22 protein-coding genes and 2 pseudogenes are annotated in these 23,109 nt (G+C 59.5%); 10 read left to right on the top strand and 14 right to left on the bottom strand.

From position 1 onward, the window contains the following. The first annotated feature begins 484 nt into the window (after positions 1–484). A complete protein-coding gene (locus BK659_RS18345) occupies positions 485–1,144 on the top strand; it encodes a methyltransferase family protein (RefSeq protein WP_123426404.1) in 660 nt (219 codons plus the stop codon). A gap of 37 nt (positions 1,145–1,181) precedes the next feature. On the opposite strand, the gene BK659_RS18340 is transcribed toward BK659_RS18345, so the two are convergent. Beyond that, positions 1,182–2,279: a DUF1615 domain-containing protein gene (locus BK659_RS18340; RefSeq protein ID WP_123426403.1), complete on the bottom strand. Its 1,098-nt coding sequence runs from the start codon at positions 2,277–2,279 to the stop codon at positions 1,182–1,184. Between the two features lie 336 nt (positions 2,280–2,615). On the opposite strand from BK659_RS18340, the gene BK659_RS18335 reads away from it, so the two are divergent. After that, entirely contained in the window at positions 2,616–4,145 is a 1,530-nt protein-coding gene (locus tag BK659_RS18335; protein ID WP_123426402.1) for an FAD-dependent oxidoreductase, read from the top strand. Between the two features lie 18 nt (positions 4,146–4,163). Here the strand turns inward: BK659_RS18335 and hemB are convergent, their stop codons facing one another. From hemB to BK659_RS18320, 3 genes are all read right to left on the bottom strand, one after another. Next, complete coding sequence (hemB, locus tag BK659_RS18330; protein WP_123426401.1) at positions 4,164–5,138, bottom strand: porphobilinogen synthase; 975 nt, start codon at positions 5,136–5,138, stop codon at positions 4,164–4,166. A 215-nt stretch (positions 5,139–5,353) separates the two neighbouring features. Beyond that, on the bottom strand, positions 5,354–6,196 hold the full coding sequence (locus BK659_RS18325; protein ID WP_123426400.1) for a PhzF family phenazine biosynthesis protein: 843 nt from the start codon (positions 6,194–6,196) through the stop codon (positions 5,354–5,356). 48 nt (positions 6,197–6,244) lie between these two features. Further along, positions 6,245–6,943 carry a glutathione binding-like protein gene (locus BK659_RS18320; RefSeq protein WP_123426399.1) on the bottom strand — a complete coding sequence of 233 codons (699 nt, stop codon included), beginning with the start codon at positions 6,941–6,943 and terminating at the stop codon, positions 6,245–6,247. A gap of 324 nt (positions 6,944–7,267) precedes the next feature. On the opposite strand from BK659_RS18320, the gene BK659_RS18315 reads away from it, so the two are divergent. Together BK659_RS18315 and BK659_RS18310 are read left to right on the top strand one after the other, a co-directional pair. Next, positions 7,268–7,942, top strand: a complete 675-nt coding sequence (locus BK659_RS18315) for a histidine phosphatase family protein (protein WP_123426398.1) — start codon at positions 7,268–7,270, stop codon at positions 7,940–7,942. A gap of 94 nt (positions 7,943–8,036) precedes the next feature. Then, entirely contained in the window at positions 8,037–9,092 is a 1,056-nt protein-coding gene (locus BK659_RS18310; protein WP_123426397.1) for a permease, read from the top strand. Between the two features lie 170 nt (positions 9,093–9,262). On the opposite strand, the gene mnmH is transcribed toward BK659_RS18310, so the two are convergent. Then, the gene (mnmH, locus tag BK659_RS18305) at positions 9,263–10,366 is read right to left on the bottom strand and encodes a tRNA 2-selenouridine(34) synthase MnmH (RefSeq protein ID WP_123426396.1); all 1,104 of its coding nucleotides are present in this window, start codon (positions 10,364–10,366) and stop codon (positions 9,263–9,265) included. Beyond that, a complete protein-coding gene (gene selD / locus BK659_RS18300) occupies positions 10,366–11,400 on the bottom strand; it encodes a selenide, water dikinase SelD (protein ID WP_123426395.1) in 1,035 nt (344 codons plus the stop codon). Before selD ends, mnmH begins: the two co-directional genes overlap by 1 nt. A gap of 267 nt (positions 11,401–11,667) precedes the next feature. Between selD and BK659_RS18295 the strand changes: the two genes are divergently transcribed. Next, positions 11,668–12,624, top strand: coding sequence for a nucleoside-specific channel-forming protein Tsx (locus BK659_RS18295; RefSeq protein WP_123426394.1), 957 nt, complete (start codon positions 11,668–11,670; stop codon positions 12,622–12,624). A gap of 237 nt (positions 12,625–12,861) precedes the next feature. Next, complete coding sequence (locus tag BK659_RS18290) at positions 12,862–13,896, top strand: purine-nucleoside phosphorylase (RefSeq protein WP_123426393.1); 1,035 nt, start codon at positions 12,862–12,864, stop codon at positions 13,894–13,896. A 150-nt stretch (positions 13,897–14,046) separates the two neighbouring features. On the opposite strand, the gene BK659_RS18285 is transcribed toward BK659_RS18290, so the two are convergent. The 4 genes from BK659_RS18285 to BK659_RS18270 all read right to left on the bottom strand — a co-directional run bounded on the left by BK659_RS18285 (position 14,047) and on the right by BK659_RS18270 (position 16,373). After that, entirely contained in the window at positions 14,047–15,003 is a 957-nt protein-coding gene (locus BK659_RS18285) for a quinone oxidoreductase family protein (protein WP_123426392.1), read from the bottom strand. Between the two features lie 30 nt (positions 15,004–15,033). Continuing rightward, on the bottom strand, positions 15,034–15,207 hold the full coding sequence (locus tag BK659_RS18280; protein ID WP_123426391.1) for a DUF1427 family protein: 174 nt from the start codon (positions 15,205–15,207) through the stop codon (positions 15,034–15,036). Between the two features lie 92 nt (positions 15,208–15,299). Next, entirely contained in the window at positions 15,300–16,088 is a 789-nt protein-coding gene (locus tag BK659_RS18275) for an AraC family transcriptional regulator (RefSeq protein ID WP_123426390.1), read from the bottom strand. A 117-nt stretch (positions 16,089–16,205) separates the two neighbouring features. Then, on the bottom strand, positions 16,206–16,373 hold the full coding sequence (locus tag BK659_RS18270; RefSeq protein WP_019689605.1) for a metallothionein: 168 nt from the start codon (positions 16,371–16,373) through the stop codon (positions 16,206–16,208). 168 nt (positions 16,374–16,541) lie between these two features. On the opposite strand from BK659_RS18270, the pseudogene BK659_RS28320 reads away from it, so the two are divergent. Then, positions 16,542–16,762: pseudogene (locus tag BK659_RS28320) on the top strand (hypothetical protein); the annotation flags it as partial. Between the two features lie 185 nt (positions 16,763–16,947). After that, positions 16,948–17,526, top strand: coding sequence for a DcrB/PsbP domain-containing protein (locus tag BK659_RS18260; protein ID WP_123426388.1), 579 nt, complete (start codon positions 16,948–16,950; stop codon positions 17,524–17,526). Between the two features lie 8 nt (positions 17,527–17,534). Here BK659_RS18260 and BK659_RS18255 read toward each other — a convergent pair whose 3' ends face one another. The 3 genes and pseudogenes from BK659_RS18255 to BK659_RS18245 all read right to left on the bottom strand — a co-directional run. Beyond that, complete coding sequence (locus BK659_RS18255; RefSeq protein WP_123426387.1) at positions 17,535–18,245, bottom strand: alpha/beta hydrolase; 711 nt, start codon at positions 18,243–18,245, stop codon at positions 17,535–17,537. 715 nt (positions 18,246–18,960) lie between these two features. Continuing rightward, complete coding sequence (locus tag BK659_RS18250; RefSeq protein ID WP_123426386.1) at positions 18,961–20,073, bottom strand: succinylglutamate desuccinylase/aspartoacylase family protein; 1,113 nt, start codon at positions 20,071–20,073, stop codon at positions 18,961–18,963. A gap of 187 nt (positions 20,074–20,260) precedes the next feature. Then, positions 20,261–20,524 (bottom strand): annotated as a pseudogene (locus BK659_RS18245) (transporter substrate-binding domain-containing protein); the annotation flags it as partial. A gap of 204 nt (positions 20,525–20,728) precedes the next feature. Here BK659_RS18245 and BK659_RS18240 point away from each other — a divergent pair. Then, positions 20,729–21,376 carry a type 1 glutamine amidotransferase gene (locus BK659_RS18240; protein ID WP_123426385.1) on the top strand — a complete coding sequence of 216 codons (648 nt, stop codon included), beginning with the start codon at positions 20,729–20,731 and terminating at the stop codon, positions 21,374–21,376. A gap of 170 nt (positions 21,377–21,546) precedes the next feature. On the opposite strand, the gene BK659_RS18235 is transcribed toward BK659_RS18240, so the two are convergent. Further along, the gene (locus BK659_RS18235; RefSeq protein WP_123426384.1) at positions 21,547–21,981 is read right to left on the bottom strand and encodes a rhodanese-like domain-containing protein; all 435 of its coding nucleotides are present in this window, start codon (positions 21,979–21,981) and stop codon (positions 21,547–21,549) included. 100 nt (positions 21,982–22,081) lie between these two features. Here BK659_RS18235 and ftrA point away from each other — a divergent pair, with 100 nt between their 5' ends. Next, the gene (gene ftrA, locus BK659_RS18230) at positions 22,082–23,059 is read left to right on the top strand and encodes a transcriptional regulator FtrA (RefSeq protein WP_123426383.1); all 978 of its coding nucleotides are present in this window, start codon (positions 22,082–22,084) and stop codon (positions 23,057–23,059) included. The last annotated feature ends 50 nt before the right edge of the window (positions 23,060–23,109 follow it).

Raw genomic sequence — 23,109 nt, 5'->3', positions numbered from 1 at the left:
GGTTGGTTAAGATCTTTCGTCTCAACCGAGGCGCGCATTCTACAGCAGCCTCTGTTGCTGTCAAGCGGTTATTTTCAGAAGTTTTCAAAGTTTCCTTTGCAACTTCAACCACTTGCGCTTCCGATCTCTCGTTAGCGGGAGGCGAATTCTACAGCGTTACTCGCTGCTGTCAACACCTCTTTTTCTCCGCTTTCGACCGAGAAGATCGAACCGTCAACAAGGCGAAAACACACTGCCTTATCAACTCCTTCGGACTTCGATGAACTGAAGCGTAACCGCTGTCGAAAACTGCATAACTCTTTGTTTACCAAGGAGTTTTCCGTTTCGACTGCGCCGGAAGTGGGGCGAATTATAGACAGATTTAATTCGCCGTCAACACCTAATTCGGTCTTTCTATACTAAAAGGCGAAAATGGTAGATCAAGCATCGCAATCAGCCTGATCCCACTACGCTTAATTGAGTCTGCCCAACGAACCCCACCACCATGAAGATCTCCCTGAAGCTGGCCGCGTTCAGCATTGCAGCAACCTTGTTCTATCTTGGACTCGCAATTCTGGGACTGGGCGGCTTTGCTGCGTTTTTCTCTCATCCGGCCCTGGTGGTCATTGTCCTTGCGACGCTGGTGATGACGGGACTGGCGCTGCTGACAGAAGGCAATTTGAGTTCCGGGGTACGTGAAGACCGGGCCAACCGCTGGGTGCTGCCGGTATTTGGTGTGATTGGTCTGTTGTCCGCGTTTGTACCGGCCTATACCGACCGAGTGGACTTCTGGACCTTCGGTGGCGAAGGCATGCGCTGGGTTGGCGCGCTTCTATTCATTGCCGGTGGTGCGTTGCGGATGTGGCCAGTGTTCGTACTCGGCAAGCGCTTCAGTGGGCTGGTCGCCATTCAGCCTGGGCATACGCTGGTGACTGACGGCATCTACCGAACGCTGCGCAACCCAAGTTATCTCGGGATGCTGGTTAACGCGCTGGGCTGGGCGCTGGCCTTTCGCTCCAGTGTCGGGGTCGTGCTCACCGCCCTGCTGCTCCCCGCCCTGATTGCCCGTATAAATGCAGAGGAAGCCTTGCTGCGCAGTCAGTTTGGTGCTGAGTACGAGGCTTACTGCGCGAGGACCTGGCGGCTCATCCCCGGGCTCTATTGAGATCAGAGCTCGGTATTCGTACAGCCAACGCTTACCTCTACCCCGCCGACGCACGCGTCATACAACGCTGATAGCGCTCGTCGACTCGCTTGGCGAACCAGGCCGTGGTGAGCTTTCGGGTGATTTTCGGGCTTTGCAACTGGATACCCGGCAGGACCGCTCTGGGCAGTGGTTTACCTTCAGCCTTTTCCGCCAGTTCGAACACCCGCTTATATAGCTTGCTGTCTTCAAATTTGAGGCTGTTACCCAGCTCCAGTTGATCCCTGATGGTTGTATTGCGCATGTCCAGCTGTTTACCCAGCGCGCGCACTGCCTGTTCCGTCGAACCCGGCATGATCGAATCGTAGCGAATCAGGTCGCCATCCAGTGCCAAAGTGCTACCCGAGATGCGGTTGAGCGCTCTCTGAAACGCGGCATTGCGGCTGGCGTACCAGCCTGCGTTGAAATCCGCGAAGCGGTACAACGGCTGGCGGTAACTCACCGGGTAGCCGAGTAAATGCGCAATCCCGAAATACATGCCGCCACGTCGGCTGAACACCTCGTGGCGAATCGAGCCGTCTACAGGATAGGGATAGTTACGGGCCTGCTTCTCGGCAAATGCGACGCTGACCTGCATCGGTCCACCGGTGTGCACCGGATTGAAGCCACCGAACAGGGTGTTGCCCATCGGCACCCTACCGATGAAATCGTCGAAAATCGCGCTGAGTTCTTTCTCGCTGCGAGCCGCATTCAAGCGGTCGCTGTAACTTTTGCCAGTGGTTGAACTGACCTGCAACGCACCGCGCACCAACAGATTGGGGATGTGAGCCCTGGCAGCACGTCGATCGATTTCATCTCTGGCGATTTTACCCAACCCCGGAACCGTCGGGTCAGCCTGAAAGGTCGACTCCTGTTCGGTCACCGCTAGCACCGAACACAGGTTCTGCGTAGTGGCCGGGATCGCTTGCGCCGAAAACGCTACATAAATGTCGGCGGCCCAGCCTTCACGGTCTGTGATGCTGGCCGGCAACAAATGGACGATCTGCGCTTTCACCTGTGCGGGCGTAGGTTGAGCCGCCTGCCGAGTGGCCTGATTCGCGCAGCCGGCCAGTATCAGCAGCACCGCAACACTCATGATCAATAGATGGGATCGCATTTTCACATGGGTCCTTTTGAGTTCCCTGACCGCCGGGGATATCGCCCCTTGAGCCGATGCACCGGGGGAGCAAGCACCTCGCCCAATCGGATCTAAACTGGATACACCCTGGTTCGCAATGTTTTGTCGAGCTGCTCTGAGCCTTCATGAACGCTTTGCAACCATGATAAGAGTTTCTTTCCTCCATTCACGGCGACGTGGCCGCCGGATTGTTGGGTACCCGAATTCGATTCAGTCAACCGACCGGAAGGTAACGGCCTCAGCGTTAATCTGACATTGGCGTTCTTCTAAGCGCAACATCACCGTTGCGCGGGACTCTCGACCGAGGGCAATGACATGAACCGTAGCGATGTACTGATCATCGGCGCCGGCCCCACGGGACTGGTCCTGGCGCTTTGGCTCAGCAAGCTGGGAATCCGCGTGCGCATCCTCGACAAGACCAGCGCACCCGGCACCACTTCGCGCGCCCTGGCGGTTCAGGCGCGCACGCTGGAGTTGTACCGCCAGCTCGACCTCAGCCAGGCCGTGGTGCAGAACGGTCATAAGGTGCCGGCGGTGAATCTGTGGGTCAAAGGCGAACCGGTTGCGCGGTTACCCTTCGAAGATATCGGCAAAGACCTCACCCCTTACTCGTTCCTGGAAATGTACCCGCAGGACCAGCATGAACGGTTGTTGATCGAACGCCTGGAACAATTCGGCGTGGTGGTCGAACGCGACACCGAACTGACCGGGTTCAGCGAACATGGCGGCACCATCACCGCGCTGTTACTCATGCCCGACGGGCAGGAGCAAACCTGTCAGACCTGCTACCTGGCGGGTTGTGACGGCGCTCGCTCGGCCGTGCGCAAGACACTCGATATCGGTTTTCCTGGCGGCACCTACCAGCAGGTGTTTTACGTTGCCGATGTCGAAGCCTCCGGCCCGGCGCTCAATGGCGAGTTGCACGCAGACCTCGATGAAGCAGACTTTCTGGCAGTCTTTCCATTAGCCGGCGAAGGCCGGGCGCGCCTGATAGGAGTCGTGCGCGACGAACGCGCGGAACAGGCCGAAACCCTCAAGTTTGAAGACGTCAGCAGCCGGGCCATCGAACACCTGAAGGTTCAGGTACACAAGGTCAACTGGTTCTCGACCTACCGGGTCCATCACCGGGTAGCGGACACCTTCCGCTTCGGGCGCGCTTTTTTGCTGGGCGATGCCGCACACGTGCATAGCCCCGCAGGCGGCCAGGGCATGAACACCGGCATTGGCGATGCGATCAATCTGGCCTGGAAACTCGCCGCGGTACTCAACGGCGCAGCCAACGACAAACTGCTCGACAGTTATGAAGTCGAACGCATGGCCTTTGCCCGGCGACTGGTGGCAACCACCGACCGGGTGTTCAATTTCGTCTCTGCTGAAGGCCCAATGGCCGATCTGATACGCACCCGCGTTGCACCGTTTCTGTTGCCGAAAATGGTCTCATTTGAATTGGCGCGCGAGTATCTGTTTCGTACGGTGTCGCAAATCACCCTGAACTATCGCGGGATGCCCCTGAGCGAGGGTCACGCGGGCCATGTTTTCGGCGGTGATCGCCTGCCCTGGGCGCATGACAGTGAGACCGATAATTTCGACAGCCTGGCCAGCCTGGACTGGCAGGTTCATGTGTACGGCGACACCAGCGAAGAAATGCTCGCGTGGTGCGCCGAACATCATCTGGCCCTGCATATTTTCGACTGGCATCCAACCCACGAAGCCGCCGGGCTGGCGCGCAACGGCTTCTATCTATTAAGGCCCGACAGTTACGTGGCCGTCGCCGACCTGACCGCCGACCCGAAAGTCATCGAGCGTTACTTCCGGGACCATGGGATCAAACCGTTTCTCTGGTAACAACGGCACGCCAACGACTTAAATCCCGCTCAACGCCAGGTCCATCGCAAAGTAGGTGAAGATCAGGTCCGCACCCGCACGCTTGATCGCACCTAAACTCTCGCGTACCACGCGGTCTTCATCGATGGCACCGGCGGCGGCGCCAAACTTGATCATCGCGTACTCACCGCTCACCTGATAAGCCGCCAACGGCAAACGTGACGCTTCGCGGATATCTCGGATGATGTCCAGGTACGCACCGGCCGGTTTGACCATCAGCGCATCGGCGCCCTCCTGCTCGTCGAGCAACGATTCGCGCACCGCTTCGCGGCGGTTCATCGGGTTCATCTGGTAACTTTTGCGATCACCTTTGAGCGCACTGCCGCCGGCTTCACGGAACGGACCGTAGAGCGCCGAGGCAAATTTGGTCGAATAGGCCATGATTGAGGTCTGGCTGAAACCGGCTTCATCAAGCGCCCGGCGAATAGCCTGGACCTGCCCGTCCATCGCTGCTGAAGGTGCAATCACGTCGGCCCCGGCACGTGCAGCGGCGACGGCTTGCCTGCCGAGGTTGATCAGGGTTTTGTCGTTGTCCACCTCCCCCGCGTGTATCACCCCGCAGTGGCCATGATCGGTGTACTCGCAAAAACAGGTGTCGGACATCACGATCATCTCCGGCACCGCGTCCTTGCAGATCCGCGCCATGCGCGACACCAGACCGTTTTCATTCCAGGTATCGCTGCCGCTGCCGTCCAGGTGATGAGAAACCCCGAAGGTCATTACCGACTTGATGCCCGCCCGTGCATAGCGCTCGATTTCGCCTGCCAGTTTCGACTCTGGAATCCGCCGCACGCCGGGCATGCTGGTAATCGGCACAAAATCGTCGATTTCTTCTTCGACAAAGATCGGCAGCACCAGATCATTGAGGGTGAACTCGGTTTCCTGGAACAGGTTGCGCAACTGCGGATTGCGGCGCAAACGGCGTGGACGGGCTTCGGGGAACTGGCTGGACATGGGATTTCCTGACAGGAGGCCAACGGCCTGGACAAGGCAAAAGTCGTAAAGGAAGGGAGCTTATGCCCCTCTCCCCCAACGATACAAACGTAACTTCGGGAAGAGTTTATTTCCGATTCGGTAACAGTCTGGCGCTTGTCAGCGAAACACCCCACTGTTAAGCCGGTAGACACTCAATCGCCAACCCGTTGCTGTTTCAGAAGGGCTCGCCAGCGTTACAGATTCAAACTGCCGTCGATACAGGTCACGACCGAACCGCCGATCCAGATATCATCGCCGATCCGCTCGACCTGAATTCTCCCGGCGCGCCCCATGGTCAGCCCCTGGCTGACCACGTAAACATCCGGCGCCAGCCCCTCGGCCAACAACCATTGGGCAACGCCGGCATTCAGGCTGCCGGTGGCCGGGTCTTCGGGCATGCCGTCCCCGGAAATGAACGCGCGCACCTCAAACTGCGCCTCGTCACCATCACGTTCAGGGCACCACGGCGCGATAACGCCGACCGCCAGCCCGAGCATCTGTGAATGATCAGGCTGCAGCGCCAACACTTGCTCGCGTTCAGCGAGCATCACGGCCAACCAGCCTGCGCCGTTATCAACCCATTGCGCGTCAACAATTGCGCCTTCTTCCAGCCCAAGCCCAAGGCGCACCCGCTCCACCAGTGCAGCGTCCAGCGGACCGGACTTGAGCAACGGTGGCGCGAGGAACGCAAGGTCGGTGCCACGGCGACGAATGCGCACCAGACCAACGCCACATTCCTGAATGATCTCTTCGCCCTTGGGAATACCACCGGCCTCCAGCCAGGCATGACAACTGCCCAGGGTCGGATGACCGGCGAACGGCAGTTCCTGCAAGGTGGTGAAGATTCGTACCCGATAATCTGCTCGCGAATCGCCTGGCTCCAGCAAAAAGGTGGTTTCGCTGAGGTTGGTCCAGGTCGCGAAGGCCGCCATGCGTTCGTCGCTCAGCTCGTCGGCACCCAAGACCACGGCCAACGGGTTGCCCTTCAGTGCAACACGGCTGAAGACGTCCACTTGTTTGAAGTCAAATCGAGGCATTGCTCTTCCTTAAGCCTGGCTAAATCGAGGGAGTAGCATTATTTGCCGTTACTTGGGGATTTCGAGGCCGCGAATCACTGCCGGCCGTGCCAGGAAGCGCTCCAGCACACGCAATACATTCGGGAAGTTCTTGATCCCGACCAGGTCCCCCGCCTCGTAGAAGCCGATCAGGTTGCGCACCCAAGGGAAAGTCGCGATATCGGCAATGGTGTAACGCTCGCCCATGATCCAGTCGCGGTTTTCCAGGCGGCCGTCGAGGACTTTCAGCAAGCGCTTGCTCTCGTCGACGTAGCGATCACGCGGGCGCTTGTCCTCATAGTCCTTGCCGGCAAATTTATTGAAGAAGCCCAACTGGCCAAACATCGGTCCGATGCCGCCCATCTGGAACATCAGCCACTGAATCGTCTCGTAACGCGCGGCTGATTCCTGCGCCAGCAGTTGCCCGCTTTTGTCGGCGAGGTAGATCAGAATCGCCCCTGACTCGAACAACGCCAGTGGCCGATCATCCGGCCCGTGGGGGTCCAGGATCGCCGGAATCTTGTTGTTGGGGTTCAGCGACAAAAACGCTGTAGACAGCTGATCATTGGTGTCGAAACCCACCCGGTGCGGCTCGTAAGGCAAACCGGTCTCTTCGAGCATGATCGAGACTTTGACACCATTGGGCGTCGGCAAGGAATAGAGCTGTATCCACTCGGGAAACTGCGCGGGCCATTTTTCAGTGATCGGGAATGCAGACAGATCGGTCATGGTGAACATCCAGTGACAATTGAATGGCGATGATGGGTCTAGGTCGCGGCAGATGCCCGGCCGGCGGCTAGATTATAAGCACGGCGCTGATCGGGACAGGTTAAATCAGAAACATTCTGTCGATAACTTCCCGGCAGCCAGCCCGGTCCCGCAGATAAAGTAATGCGCGCCGTTTCGAATCGAACCAAAGGCTGCCAACGGACTCTCAAGGCTGCCCTTGTGTTAGACAAATCGGCCCCACGACATGAAAAGCACTTGAAGCCGAGAGCGCTCAATGTGATGTTTTGTCAGCCTTAATCAAATGAGCTGAAGAATAATAACTCAATGAAAAAGCACCTGAATTTCGTTAAAAACCTGAAGCCGCGCGCCATTGTATTCTGTGCGGCCTTACTCATGGCTTGCGTCCTGTTCCTGTCGCTGGAAGTCAGCAAGCGTTTCGCTCGACCGGCTGACGGCACCCAAACCCTGGTGTTTTTACGTCACGCAGAAAAACCAGCCGGTGGTCTAGGCCAGTTGAACTGCCAAGGCCTGAACCGTGCGATCAACCTGGCACAGCTACTGCCTGAGAAGTTCGGCAAGGCCAATTACGTGTTTGCCGCCAATCCGACACGCAATGTAGAGGAAGGCGAGTTCGACAACTCCTACAGCTACCTCCGACCACTGCTGACCATCAGTCCCACCGCGATCAAACTCGGGCTGCCGGTGAACATCGAGTTTTCGGCCAACGACATCAGCGAACTGGCCAACGAGCTGCTTCACGACAAGTACCACAACTCGATTATCTACACGGCCTGGTCCCACGGCTATCTGCCGGATCTGATTAACAAGGTGGCTGAAAAGGCCTCCGGTGAAACACGCCCCCTCATTGATGACTGGCCATCCAACGATTTCGACTCGCTGTACGTACTGACTCTGACCTGGCACAACGGCAAGGTCACCTTGCTCAGCCACAGCTACAAGCAGGAACTGAACAACGGCCCGCAGACATGTCCGACATAACGGGTCGACTTGTGGCCATCGTTTCCGGGTCTCTGGACTAGACTGCACTGGAGTATGATGCCCCACTGTCCCCTATGTCCGGAGCCTCTTCTGTATGTCCAACTCCTTAGCGGCCCCCAACCGGGGCCTGGTGCTCTGGTGGAAACCCGCGCTGTTCCTGCTGGTCGCCTGTATCGGCCTCTACTACGTCAAGTGGTCGCCCTACTACCTCAAGGCTTTCGTGGCCGCCGACAGCCACAGTATCGGCGCCTCGATCCTCAACGATGAACAAACCGCGCCGCTCGCAGCTGCACTGACGTACGCCAAGGTGTACTTCCTGGCGATCTGGAAAGCAGCCGTACTGGCGGTAATTCTGGGTTCGCTGTTGCAGGTGTTGATTCCGCGAGACTGGCTGCTGCGCCTGTTCGGTCGTGCCGGTTTTGCTTCGACCTTGCGCGGCGGGTTGTTCGCCCTGCCGGGCATGATGTGCACCTGCTGCGCCGCGCCCGTGGTGTCAGGCATGCGCCGTCAAAACGTCTCGGTGGGTGCCGCGTTGGCGTTCTGGATTGCCAACCCGGTACTCAACCCGGCAACGCTGGTGTTCATGGGTTTCGTACTCGGCTGGGGCTTTACCGCTCTGCGGCTGGTGGCGGGGATTGTGCTGGTGCTGGGTGTTTCGTTGGTCGCCCAACGCATCTCACGCCCCGAGTACATGCCGGAGGCGGCGCTGGAAGCGGTAGCCGAAGCCACCCGCACAACCGACGCACAACCCTTCCTGAGCCGTTGGGCGCGGACCTTGTGGCAACTGTTCTGGACCACTATTCCAATCTACGTGCTGGCAGTACTGGTTCTGGGCGCCGCTCGGGTCTGGCTGTTCCCTCACGTTGACGGCGCGATGGCTGACAGCTTGCTATGGCTGATACCGCTGGCCATCGTCGGCACGCTGTTCATGATCCCCACCGCCGCGGAAATCCCCATCGTGCAAACCATGATGTCCCTGGGTTTGGGGACCGCACCGGCCGTGGCGCTGCTCATGACCTTGCCGAGCATCAGCCTGCCGTCACTGCTGATGCTGCGTAAGGATTTCGACACCCGAGTACTGGTGACAGTCGCCGGGCTGACCATGTTGATTGGCGTGATTTGCGGGCTGGTCGGGACTGTACTCCTGTAGGAATACCGATCCGTAGCAGCTGCCGCAGGCTGCGTTCGGGCGCGAAGCGAACGTAATCCGGCTGACGGGTTCTATCATGAGAACGCGGTTGCAGGATTTACGACTGCTACGCAGCCGAACGCAGCCTGCGGCAGCTGCTACGGGGAATGTGGCGAGCCTGCCCCCTGAAATCAGCCGCGCCGGTTACCGCGCTCACGCAAATACTCGAGCACCGCAGCCTGCTCACCGACGAACTCGATTCGGGCGCCTTTCTTCTCGCGCTGGAAGGCGTACATCGGGTCGTAATACTCGCTCAACAACAGCTCAGTCCAATGACGGAACAATTCCACCTGGCCAGTACGGGCCATCTGTGCCAGAGCCTCTTCCATCAGTGTCATCAGTCGCTGATAGCGCTCGCCCCCCAAGCGTCTATGGATGTTGCTCAGACTCGATAGCAAACGTTCTGAAAACAGCGCAAAACCCTGCTCTGCGTACTCGGCAACAAACTCCGCATGCAAGTCGATCACGTAATCCTGAAGAATGCGCTCGACCCTGTTATCCATGCTGTCTTCCAGCCAAACCATCGGAAACCGTTGCATGCCTTGATACAGCGGGAGCGGTAAGGCACAGCTGCCGACCATGCGGCTTTCATCTTCCAGCACGAACTGCTCGATGCCCTTGGCGCGCTTCTTCAGCACATCCACCGCAAGACGGTTTTCGAAATCGATATTGGTGGGCTGCCCGGTTGCGCGTTTGCCAAAGCTGGAGCCACGGTGATTAGCATGACCTTCCAGGTCAAGACCGTTGTTCAGCTGGACGAGCACTTCGGTTTTTCCCGAGCCAGTCATACCGCCCAGCAAAACGAAGTCGCACTGTTCGACCGCCTGATCAACTGTCTCCAGCAAAAAAGTACGCATCGCTTTGTAACCGCCGCCGACCCGCGGGTAATCGATGCCGGCTGCTTCCTTGAGCCACTGCTGGACGATCTGCGAACGCAAGCCACCTCGAAAACAGTAGAGAGCGCCCTGCGGATGGGCGTGGGCAAATTCAGTCCAGGCCTGAATGCGAGCATCTTTGACGTCACCGGACACCAGCTGCTGCCCCAAGGCAATCGCCGCCTGCTGGCCTTGTTGTTTGTAGCAAGTACCAATGCGCTCCCGCTCGTTGTCGTTCATCAGCGGCAGGTTGATCACCCCAGGGAACGAACCCTTGCTGAACTCGACTGGCGCACGGGTATCCATCATCGGCCGATCATTGAGGAAGATGTCGCGGTAATCAGTGATATAGACGGGCATCAAATCACCTCTACCGCGTTGCTCTGTCGCTCAACCAATTCACCGATTGGCGCAAGGTTCAGCCCCAGCTCGGCGGCAAGCGCCAGGAACTGCTCGTTACCCTCGGGCGTCACGGCGACCAGCAAACCGCCGCTGGTCTGCGGATCGCACAGCACGCGCTTGTGCAGCTCCTGCACACGTCCGACCTTGTCGGCATAGCTGTCGAAGTTACGCAGAGTACCGCCTGGCACGCAGCCTTGATCGAGGTAGTACTCGACGCCCGGCAGACGTGGCACCCGGTCGTAATAAATACGTGCGGTCACAGTACTGCCATCGGCCATTTCCACCAGATGCCCCAGCAACCCGAAACCGGTGACGTCGGTCATCGCGGTCACCCCGTCGAGTTTGCCGAAGCGGCTACCGGGCTTGTTCAGGGTGCACATCCAGTCACGGGCCAGTCCCACGTCGCTGGCGCGCAGCTTGCCCTTCTTCTCGGCGGTAGTGAGGATGCCGATGCCCAGCGGTTTGGTGAGGTACAGCAAGCAACCGGCGGTGGCAGTGTCGTTGCGCTTCATGTGGCGCTTTTGCACGAGCCCGGTGACCGCCAGGCCAAAGATCGGCTCCGGCGCATCGATCGAATGCCCGCCGGCCAACGGAATACCCGCCTCATCGCAGACCGAACGGCCGCCGCGAATCACTTCCCGGGCAATCTCCGGCGCCAGCACGTTGACCGGCCAGCCAAGGATCGCAATCGCCATCAACGGATCACCGCCCATGGCGTAGATATCACTGATGGCATTGGTGGCAGCGATGCGGCCGAAATCGAACGGATCATCGACAATCGGCATAAAGAAGTCAGTGGTCGATACCACGCCTCGCTCGTCGTCGATGGCGTACACCGCCGCGTCGTCGCGCGATGCATTGCCCACCCAGAGTTTTGGATCGAGATTCTGCGCACCGCTACCGGCCAGAATCACCTCCAGCACCTGAGGCGAAATTTTGCAGCCACAGCCTGCGCCGTGGCTGTACTGGGTCAGGCGGATCGGCTCACTCATGGGGGCACCTCTGGAATTCAGTTTGAACGATTCTATCAGAGCACGGTGCATGCGCTGACAGAGCCTGCCCCACTTTCGAACAGACGCGCTCGCTGAGGGGGCAAATTGCTAACCAAAACGTCAGCTAATTCACAAAATTTCCCTTTATTTCAATCGCCTGTTCCAAGTTGGTCCGCAACATGCAAACGTTTGCGCCAGTAACGTGAACGCTTCATCGATGCATGAGCGCTCACGTTCGGCCAACTACTGCACGAACAGGGATTTTCAATGCACGCTACTTCCAGACGCACCGCGTCCTGCCCCACTGTTGCTGTTTCCTTGCTACTAAGCGCCGTTACGGGACTACTCAGCCCGTTTGCCCTGGCGCAGGAAAAAACCATTGATGAATCCGCCCAGGGCGAGACCCTGAGCGCTGAAGCCAGCCCACCGAAAAAGGGCGCGTACCTGTCGGACTGGTTCAATCAAGACCTGACGCTGATCGGCAGCAAGGACATCAGCTTCGGCCCCCGGCCGGCCGATGACGTTTACCTGGAGTACGAGTATTTCGGGCGCAAGGGGCCGTTCGAACTGTATGGCTACATTGACGCGCCGAAGATCCTCGGCATCGGCAACAGCCACGACAGAGGCGCCTGGGATCACGGTTCGCCGTTGTTCATGGAGCACGAGCCACGTATTTCCATCGACTACCTGGCCGGTCGCAGCCTGGCGGTCGGGCCGTTCAAGGAATGGTATGTCGCGTTCGACTGGATCTACGACCACGGCAGCAGCACCGCCAATCGCGCCAACACGCTTTACAGTGGCCTGGGCACCGACATCGACACCCATTCGCGGGTCAACCTGTCGGCCAACTTCTACGGGCGCTACCAGTGGGAAAACTACGGCGCCAGCAACGAATACTCGTGGGATGGTTATCGCGCCCAGTTGAAGTACATCGTGCCCATCGACCACTTCAGCAATGGCGCATCACTGACCTACATCGGTTTCACCAACTTCGACTTTGGTTCGGACCTGCATAAAGACAATCCGGCGCGCACGGCCAACGCCACCGTGGCCACCAACGTATTGCTCTATTCATTCACACACCTGCGCTTCACGCTGGTCGGGCGTTATTTCCATAACGGCGGTAACTGGGAGGATGGCAGCGAGTTGAACTTCGGTGACGGCAACTTCCGCGCTCGCTCCAATGGCTGGGGTTACTACGCGGGTGTCGGGTATCAGTTCTAGGCTCCGTACGAAAACTGCCTGCGCGTCGACCAGGCTGCGTTAAAAACAGGCTCGGACGAGCGGAGTGAGAACGTCCGAAGGACGGCCCGAAGGGGCCGCGCAGCGGATAATGCTCATTTAGGGGCCTAAACTCCGCTTCCTCGCCTGTTTTTGCCTTGCCTGATCGCCGCTCGGCGAGTTTTCGTACGGACCCAGGTGGCAAGCGGGTTCGTTATCAACATCTACCAAGGAGGTTCCATGCACACAGTTATACGTCTTTCTCTGTCAGCCGGTCTGGCCTGCAGCGCCCTGCTCTCTTTCAGCGGTTGGGCGGCCGAGGCGCCGATCACGCCGAAAGTCATGCTGATCAGCATGTTCGCCCCGGAAGCGCAAAACTGGATTGATCGCCTGGAACTCAAGCAGGAAATCCGCGTGCCGGGGCTTTCTGCCGAGTACCCAAGCATTCGCTGCAATACGCAGCAGGTGTGCCTGATGGTCACCGGCATGGGCCAGACCAACGCCGCGGCCTCCACGCTGGCATTGGCCCTGTCGCCGAAATTCGACCTGCGCAAAAGCTATTTCCTGATCGCCGGAATTGCCGGCATCAACCCGCACCACGGCACCATTGGCACTGCCGCCTGGGCGCATTATCTGGTGGAGTTCGGCACGCAATGGGAACTGGACTCGCGGGACGCCCCCAAAGAGTGGCCAACCGGTTACATCGGCATCAACACCAAAGGTCCGAACGAAAAGCCACCGCTGGACTACAAGACCGAAGTCTTCGAACTCAATCCGAAACTGCAAGCCAAGGCCTTCGCCCTGAGCGCGAACGTTGCACTGAGCGAAAGCAAAGAGTCCGCCGCGTGGCGGGTGAAATACCCCTACGCCCCGGCCAATCAGCCGCCGGCGGTCACGCAATGCGACACGCTGGCAGGCAATACCTGGTTTTCCGGAACACGCCTGAGCGAACGCGCCGAAGTCTGGACCCGCTTGCTGACAGACAACAAAGGCGTTTACTGCACGACTCAGCAGGAAGACAACTCGACGTATGAAGCGCTGTTGCGCGCCAGCCGTGAAGGTCTGGTGGATATACAGCGCCTGGCGGTAGTGCGCGCCGGTTCCGACTTCGACCGTCCGTATCCGGGTTACAGCGAAGTAGACAACCTGCTCAAGTACGCCGATCAGGGCGGGTTCGTGCCGGCCCTGGAAAACCTCTTCCGTACCGGCAACCCGCTGGTGCAGGAGATTCTGAAGAACTGGTCGGCGTGGGAGAACGGTGTGCCTGAGGCGTAACGCTACGCCGCCCGTGTACACCCGGGTCTTACGGATGCACATCGCCCCTCCGTAGGAGCTGCCGCAGGCTGCGATTTGTTGATCCTGCTCCTCGGCATTTTCTGGCACCGCCAAAAGATCGCAGGCTTCGCCAGCTCCTACGGGGCAGGGTCAGGGCAACAAAATCACCTTGTCGCCGCTACCCTGATTCACCTCGGCATAACGCTCAAGACCCTCGGCCAGTGGCGACTCCACCAGCCCTTCCGGCAACGGCAACAATCCGTCATCGAAGAATCGACCAAACTGCTCAAGCATCGCCGCGCAGGCTTCAACGCCGTACAGCAGCGAGTTGATTCCGACCACCGAGCCACCTCGGCGATACAACGCCAGCGCCGGCAGTTGCACATGCCCGTCGAGCGGAGCCGCAATAATTGCGATACGGCCGAAGGTGGCCAACGCCGCGACAGCCGCCGGCAGCCAGAAACCTGTGGTGTCGAAAATCACGTCGGCACCGCCCGCGAAAACCGCATTGACCTGAGCGCCCAGCGCTTCCGGGGTTTCCAGTTGAATTGTGTTAAAGCCCTGCGCCTGCAAGGCCTTGACCTGCTCCGGACGTCGCGCCGCCGCCAATACCTGGGCGCCGCGAATTTTCGCCAGCGCCAGCGCCGCGCTCCCTACCGCACCACCACCGATCACCAGTAAACGGGTTTGCGCGGTCACCAGGCTGCGCTCCAGCGCATCCCACGCCGTGGTGTATGGCACGCCAAGGCTGGCAGCCTGGGCAAAGCTCAAATGCGTCGGTTTGAGGGCGACGCCCTTGGCCGGTAGCTTCACGTATTGCGCATGAGAGCCATCGGCGAAAAAACCCAACTCGCGCCCCGTGCCCCAGACTGCCTGACCGATCAGCGCCTGCGGCCCTTCAATCACCACGCCGGCGAAGTCGCGGCCGGGAATCCGTGGCAGCGTGGTGTAGGGGAAACGTCCGAGCACGTTCTTCACATCGCTGGGATTCAGACCAGCAGCCTTGATTTGCACCAACACCTCATTGGCGCCCGGAACCGGGGTCGGTACCTCAACGTAACGCAGGGCCGCCAGATCACCGGTTTTATCGAATTGCAGTGCTTTCATGGGAATGTCCATCTGACAAATGAAGGGATTTCAGGAGATCCAGCTAGCGACCAGTTGCCGCCCCATCGGCCACAGCTGCTCGCCGGCCAACATGCCCAGCAACCCCACCAGCGCAATGGCCGGTGGTGCGGGCGAGCGAAAATCCAGCGCGCCGTAGAGCAGGCCGACGCCAAGACCAATCGCCAGTGAAATGAGGTAGTTCATGCTGAACTCCGTGCAATGGGGATGCATGGAGTCTAGAGAGTCGCCGCTAAAGCGATCGGCCAAGTACTTCAGGATTTCGGCCAAAAGCCCTGCTACGGAGCTGAGTTGAAATCGCCTTCGCGGGCAAACTGCGAGGGCGCAACGCCCAGCTCGCGGCGAAACATGTCGCTGAAACTGCTCGGCGAATAGCCCAGTTCGCGGGCGATTGCGCTGACTGGCACGCCCTGGATCAGCTCGGCGACCGCAATCGCCAATTGCACCTGACGTCGCCACTCGGCAAAGCCCATGCCCAATCCATCCTTGAACAACCGCGCCAGGGTGCGCACGCTGGCGCCGGCATTTTCGGCGTGCTGCTCGAAGGGGATATCCAGCGACGGTGCAGCCATGACCGCCTGACAGAGATTGACCAAACGCCGCTCGCTGTTGCCCGGCATAGGAATTTTCAGCAACGAACGTTTCGCCCGTTTCAGCTCCAGCAACGCCAGTCCTACCAGCGCCTCGTAGTACTCCGCCGGCCCACTGTCGCCCTGCTCCACCAACCCGAGAATCAACTCGCGCAGCAAACCGCCCACCTCGATCACCTGAACGCTGCTGTCCAGAGTCGCGGCCAACGCCGGACGCAGGTAGATATTGCGCATCTGCAAGTCCGACACTACGCGAATCCCGTGCACCACCCCCGGCGGCAACCAGACCGCCCGTTGCGGCGGTACCACCAGCGCTTCAGCGGGTGTCTCGACCCACATCACCCCGCTCATCGCATACAGCAACTGCCCCCAGACGTGTTCGTGCGGCTCGATATACAAGCCACGCGGATAGGTGCGCGCCAACGGCTGCACCGGCACATCGGTGTCGCTGAGATCAGGCGGAGCGGCAAGGGCCATGGGCGTGAATCGCGATAGAGGGCGAAGACCTCATGGTAACGATGCACTGTGATTGCCGCCAGTTGACGCGCCGCCTGAACGTGGAGCGCAACAGGCTCCACGTTCAGGCAGGGGTTTTCAGCCGTGAGCCCCCTTGGCGCATTGGCAACCCGCCGAGGTGCAGGCTTCGCCGTGTTCGTGATGTTTGGCGCAGCCCTCACAGCAATAGTGTTTACCGTGGCGGACGATAGAGTGCTCACCCAGTTTGCAGTTGCAGTTGGGGCAGGCGCAGGTCGTTGCTTTCATCAATCTGACTCCATACGTGTGGTCGTCCAGACGCGGCACCAATGCCGCACCTGAGCAGTGACCGCACCCGACGACGTGATACGCGGCCCTCGCTCACCCTTTAGGGTAGTCGATGGCGAGACGAAGCCGGGTATGCTGTGGCGACTGCCATTGACCAAGGATTTGTCTGTGCTGCTTCTGAAACTGTCGCTGATCCCGGGTTTTCTCTTGTTGATTTCTCTCGCAGGTAAACGCTGGGGACCCAGCGTTGCCGGCTGGCTGTCAGGATTGCCAGTGGTGGTTGGGCCGATTCTGTTTTTTCTCGCGGTTGAGCAAGGTCCACATTCACCGCCGCGTTACTGCGGGCCACAGCCACCGGCATGTACTCGTTCACCGCGTTCTGCCTGACGTTATAGAACGAACCAACCCTGAGTCACGGTAACCAGCGAACGCCCAGTCCATCACACTGGACGAGGATCTTCGCCCCACATGACCTCACGTCGCCTCTCCCGCCATGACTCAAGATCGCGCTGGAGTGTTCAAGGTTGGCCGTGGGATGATCGCGCCCACAGCGCGATTACCCCGGAGAGTTTGCATGTCGTTCAGTAAAAAAGCCGTTGTCCTGTTCCTGACAGCGGTGACCAGCTTCGCCGCCGTCAGCGTATACGCCGCCAAGCAACCGACCGCGAAAACCGCACCCGCGCAAAAAATCTCGGCGCTGGGCGGGAAATTCGCTTTCACCCTGCCCCAGGGCTTTATCGCCAACCCACTGTCTGGTGGGGATGCCGCCAAGGGCACCGCTGGCGCAACGGGCACCATGTACACCAATCAGGCGAGCAAAACCGTACTGATCATTGCTGAAAACACGCTACCCAATGGCCTGAACGTCAAAGACAACGACACTGCGTTTCTGGACGAATCAGTGTCCGGTTTCGCCACTCAGCAACGCGAAGCCTTGCCTGACTTCAACAAGCAAAGCGAGAAAAGCCTGACCGTCAAAGGCCTTGGCCTGCGCCAGATCGACAGCACCGCCACCCAGGGCGGCGGTCTGACGCTCGACACCAGCCTGCTGGCCGGCTCCGGCACGCACATGATGCTGATCCAGATCATCTCCCGCGCCGACGACAAGACTGGGCATGCGGCACTGGTCAAACAGATCCTTGGCGATAAATAAGCCCCCTGCTACTGATTGATCCGCAGCAGCCAAGCGTTCAAATCCTGCATTTCGGCCGCACTGATGGTGTGGCCGACGCCCGGATAAGCATGAAACTCCGGCATGAGCGCAATGCTCTGCAACAGACTGTTGGCCTCGCTGCCATCGCTGTAGGGCAGTTTCATGTCGGCCGTCCCGTGACCGATGAAAATCGCCAGTGGCTCAAGCGCCTTGTCGACCTTGAGCTGCGACCTCAATACCGGCAGAACCTTGCCACTCAATGCGGCAATCCCGCGCACCGTCTCGGGATGACGTAACGCGACTTCATACGACATGATCGCGCCCTGACTGAAGCCCACCAGAAACACCTTGTCGGCCTCGGTGTGATACTTCTTCGCCGCCTGCGCCACGAAATCGACAATCAGCGCGCTGCTGCTGTTCAGGTCATCGATATCACCGTCATAAGCGCCTTCGCCCTTCTTGCGAAACCACTGATAACTGTCCGCCTCCACCGCCTGCGGCGCCCGCACCGAGAGGTATGTGTACTGCGCCGGCAACTCATCCTTGATGTCGAACAGGTCCTCTTCGTTACTGCCGGAACCGTGGAGAAAAATCACCAACGGCTGATTACGCGAATCAGGATTGGACTGCTCAAGATACGGCAACGGCAAATCATCGTTGAGCGCCGCATGGGCAACGGAAGACACCAGCAACATCAACACAGCAAAAAAACGGAACATGGACCTTCCCAGAAATACGGCGAATTCGCCCCAGAGCCTAACACCACAAGAAGCACACCCGAAAACCGCCCCTCAACCACTCAGGCCGACTGTCAGACCGCCAAGATCAAAAGATCGCAGCCTGCGGCAGCTCCTACGAAGATCACCAGTGGCGCGCCCCTACCACTCAACAGGCCGAGCGTTAGCTCGCCTGCCGTTGTTGATCTTGATCCACCCGCCCCATCGGGAGGCCGAGTGGAGGTGTTCATCAGGGGGTTGGCGCGCAGCGCCGTACGGCGCAGCCGAACACATCGAGAGGAGGTCGTCGCGCAGCAGACCGTAGGCGATGCCCCCTGATGGACACCGGAGCGAGGGAACGCCGAGCCTAGGCGAGGGGCCGGACGCTTGGGGCGAGCGTTTTTTTGCTTACTTTTTTTAGGCGCTTGTAAAAAAAGTGAGTCGCCGTCAGGCGAAACCCCAAGTGGCCGTTACCGCAGGAATGGATATGTACACCTGCAAGAGATTAGTCGGCTATCAGGCCGCTATCGCGAGCAAGCTCGCTCCCACAGTTGAACTGTGTACACCTGCGGGAGATTGGTCAGCTGTCAGGCTGCCTTCGCGAGCAGGCTCACTCCCACAATTTTGATTGGTGTACGTCTGCGAGAGTTTGGCCGGCTGTCAGGCCGCCATCGCGAGCAGGCTCACACGCAGGAGATGGATCGGCCAGACCAAAAGCTCAATCGTTGACCAACTTCCCAACCCGAATCGCCTCCCGCCCCGCCACTTTCGCCTGCCAGGTACCCGGCTGCGTATAGCGCCCACGGTCCAGCGCAAACAACACCCCACTGGTCCCGGCACACACCACCGTGACCCGATCACTCAACGGATCGACCACCTCGAACAACGCATCCCCCTTCTCGACCCACTCACCCGCCTCACGCAGAAAACTCACCACCCCATGATGCGGCGCAAACAGATACTCCGTCCCCTCGAACGGCATCCCCTCGCAACACTCGCTCGGCGCCTGCGGCCACTGCCCGACAATAAACCCCTGCTCCGCCAAAAACCCGAGTATCGCCTCACAATTGGCTTGAGCCTGATCGACCCGCGTGTCGCCCATGCTCCCCAGTTCCAGCGTCGTCGCCAGGTTGGCCGGTGGAATCGCCGCCTCTGGAAACGCCTTGGCCAGCCGCAACCACGGCGACGAACAGGACTCATCGAACGAACTGCCACCGGAGTCTTCGCACAACAACGCAACGCCAGCCTTCAATCGCGCCGCCAAAGACTGCCACCGCGGCCAGTGCTGCGGCAGCGCATAAAGATGGATCGCAGCCTCGAAATCGCAATGCAAATCCAGGGTGATGTCGGCTTCACAGGCATGACGCAACAGCAACCGGTGCAAGGCATCCAACTGCGAAGCAGGTGCTGGCAACCGATCGAGAACCTGGCCCATGGTCTTACGGATCAACGCAATGTTAGCGTCGGCGTCGCTACCCAACTGCGAACCGATCAACTCACCCACCGGCCCGCTGAGTTCGTAGAAAGCCCGGTTGAAATTCTTCCCGCTGCCCAGCTCGAAACGGCCCATGTGGGCACTTTGCAGATGCTGGTCAAGGCCAATCGGATTGGCCACCGGCACCAGCTCGATAACGCCCTTGAGCTGACCCTGGGCTTCGAGTTCGGTGAGACGCTTTTTCAGCTCCCAGGCCGTGCGCATGCCCGGCAGCTCATCGGCGTGCAGGCTGGCCTGTATGTAGACCTTGCGCGAACCCGCGCCAAAACGAAACACACTGAGGCTGCGCTCGGTGCCGAGGTGGCTCCAGGGCAATTGATGGTCGATACGTTGCATGGCAGGCTCCTGTGTTGAACCTCGTAGGCGCTGCCGCAGGCTCGGGCCGCGTTCGGACGATCTTTTCAATTCAAAGGATCGCAGCCTGCGGCAGCTCCTACAGAAAATGTGTCAGGCAGGGTAAATCAAAGGTGCATAAAAAAGGTGGCCACCGCATCAACGGTAGCCACCTGTTTGAACAGTGAAATTACTTGCCGTAAACGTCGAACTTGAAGTACTTGTCCTGCACTTGCTTGCACTTGCCGTTGGCGCGAATTTCGTTGATGGCGGTGTTGAATTTGTCCGCCAGCTCTTTATCGCCTTTGCGCACCGCAATACCGGCACCACCGCCGAAGTACTTGGCGTCTTCGTATTCCGGGCCGACGAACGCGAAGCCTTTGCCGGCGTCGGTTTTCAGGAAGCCGTCGTCGAGGTTGACCGAGTCAGCCAGCATCGCATCGAGGCGGCCCGAGGTACGGCAGCCTAGAGCTGCACTCGGGACGCGAATTGTGTTTATGCGACAAATAGTTATAAAAAAGTAATCAAGGTATTTCACCCGGTAATTACCTGCGCCAGCGCGGTGCAGTGACCTTCAGAAACGCCTGGTTTTCCGTCAAGATGCCGCACGATCCGACGGAAAAGACCGACCGTCCCCCCTCCACCAGAGAGCAGCGCCATGCCCGAGCATTCGACTTCGTTGAACCTGATCCAGCACCACCCCGCCGAAGGTCCGGGTGCGATTGACGATTGGGCCGAGTCCCGGGGGCTGACGCTTAAGGTGTTTCGCGCTGACCTTGGTCAGCTTCCACCCGCAGGCGCTGCGCCAGTGATCATTCTGGGCGGGCCCTATGAAGCCAACGCAGGTCCCGAGTGGCTGGCCGAGGAACGTCGGTGGCTGGCCGCCAGCCTCGCGCAGGGTGCACCGGTGTTCGCGATTTGCCTGGGCGCACAGTTGCTGGCGTTGAGCCTGGGTGGGAAGGTGCGGCGAATGGCCCGGACCGAAACCGGCTGGACCCAGGTTACGTTCGCCAACGGACACGCACTGAACGTAATGGAATGGCATGAGGATGCGATTGATCTGCCGCCAGATGCGCAATTGCTGGCCAGCAGCGCCTTGTGTGAGCAACAGATGTACGCAGTGGGCTCGACCCACGTGGGATTGCAGTTTCATCCGGAATGGAACGCCGAGTCAGTAGCGCTACTCAACGCCCACTTTGGCGAAGAGTCGCCCCTGCCCCGGGATCAGGACGACAGCGCCGCTTACCGCCAGGTGTTCGACTGGTTGCAAGCGACGCTGGATGAGTGGCACGCAAAAAACCCGTAGCAGCTGTCGAGCCCGCGAGGCTGCGTTCGAGGACGAAGTCCTCGTAAATCCTGAACTCGCGGTTTGCCTGGATGAGCGCATTGCCTGATTCAACGACTGCTTCGCCCGAGCACGGACCGAGCCGAACGCAGCCTCGCGGGCTCGACAGCTGCTACGGGGGCATCAAAGGCTCAGCACTCGCATCCGATTGCGGCACTGACAGGCCGTTCAACCGCACGGCTCAACTCAAAGCCTTCATCCAGCCATCCGGTCACTCCACCGATCATTTCCTTGACCGGGTATTCCAGCGCCGCGAGCTTCACCGCAGCCTTGTTCGCGCCGTTGCAATGCGGACCGGCGCAATACACCACAAACAGCGTGGTTTTCGGGTAAGCCGCCAGTACCTCAGCGCTGATCAAGCGCCCAGGAATGTTGATCGCGCCCGGCACATGACCACGCTCGAAAGCCAGTGGACCACGCACATCCACCAGAACGAAGTCCACATCACCGGCCTGCTGACTGCCAAATACGTCGGAACAGTCGGTTTCAAAGGTCAGACGGTTGCTGAAGTGCATCAGGGCAACGGCGGATGGGGCAGCAGGAATTTCGCGAACCAGACTGGTCATGGGTGTTCTCCAAAGCGTTTGTGGGCGTGAGAGGACTGTATCCAATTCGCCGATACCGCTACAGTGGCGCACAAGACACTCACTGGGAACTTTCCGCCAAATGCACACTGAACCCGGATTAGTCGCGGTTCTGGCCTACGACGGTCTCTGCACCTTCGAGTTCGGGATTGCCGTGGAGATCTTCGGGCTGGCGCGGCCGGAGTTCGATTTTCCCTGGTACGAACACCGGATCGTCGGCGTCGATCAGGGACCGATGCGCGCCATGGGCGGTATTCAGGTATTGGCCGACGGCGGCATGGAGCTGCTGGAAACCGCGCGGACCATCATCATCCCCGGTTGGCGCAGCCGCAGCGAGCCGGTGCCGCAAGCGCTGCTTATCGCTCTGCGCCAGGCCCATGCCCGAGGCGCGCGGCTGCTGTCGATCTGCTCCGGGGTATTTGTACTCGCGGCCACGGGGCTGCTCGACGGGCTGAGCGCAACGACACACTGGCGTTATACCGAGGAACTGGCCGAGCGCTTCCCGAACATTCTGGTCGACCCCGACGTGCTGTACGTCGACGCGGGCCAGGTGATCACCTCCGCCGGGAGTGCCGCGGGTATTGATGCGTGCCTGCATTTGGTGGCGCGGGACTTCGGCACTCAAGTCGCCAACTCGGTGGCACGCCGACTGGTGATGTCGCCGCAACGCACCGGCGGCCAGGCACAGTTCATTCCCGCCCCCGTCAGTCGCACGCCACGCAGTGATCTGTCGCGAGTCATGCAGTGGGCACGCGAACGCCTGCATGAACCGCTGGGCGTACGCGAACTGGCGAGCCAGGCAGCGATGAGCGAGCGAACTTTTTTACGACGGTTCAGCGAAGCCACCGGTGCCTCGCCCAAATCCTGGCTGCAACAACAACGGCTGGCGCGCGCGCGGGAATTGCTGGAAAGCAGTGCCCACAACACCGAGTCCATCGCGTTGCAATGCGGTTACCGTTCGGTGGAGAGTTTCCGCGTGGCGTTTCGCAGCGTGGTCGGGCTACCGCCGTCAGTGTATCGGGAGCGGTTTGGCCGCGAGGTGAAAGCGCTGTCGATCTGATCGCGCTCGATTGAGGGGGAAGCGGAAAATGCGATCACCCGCAAATGGCG

The organism is Pseudomonas brassicacearum, assembly GCF_003732225.1.
GTDB lineage: Bacteria > Pseudomonadota > Gammaproteobacteria > Pseudomonadales > Pseudomonadaceae > Aquipseudomonas > Aquipseudomonas brassicacearum_E.
Note: the sequence above shows the minus strand (reverse complement) of the source record. Positions and strands in the feature narration are given on the sequence as shown.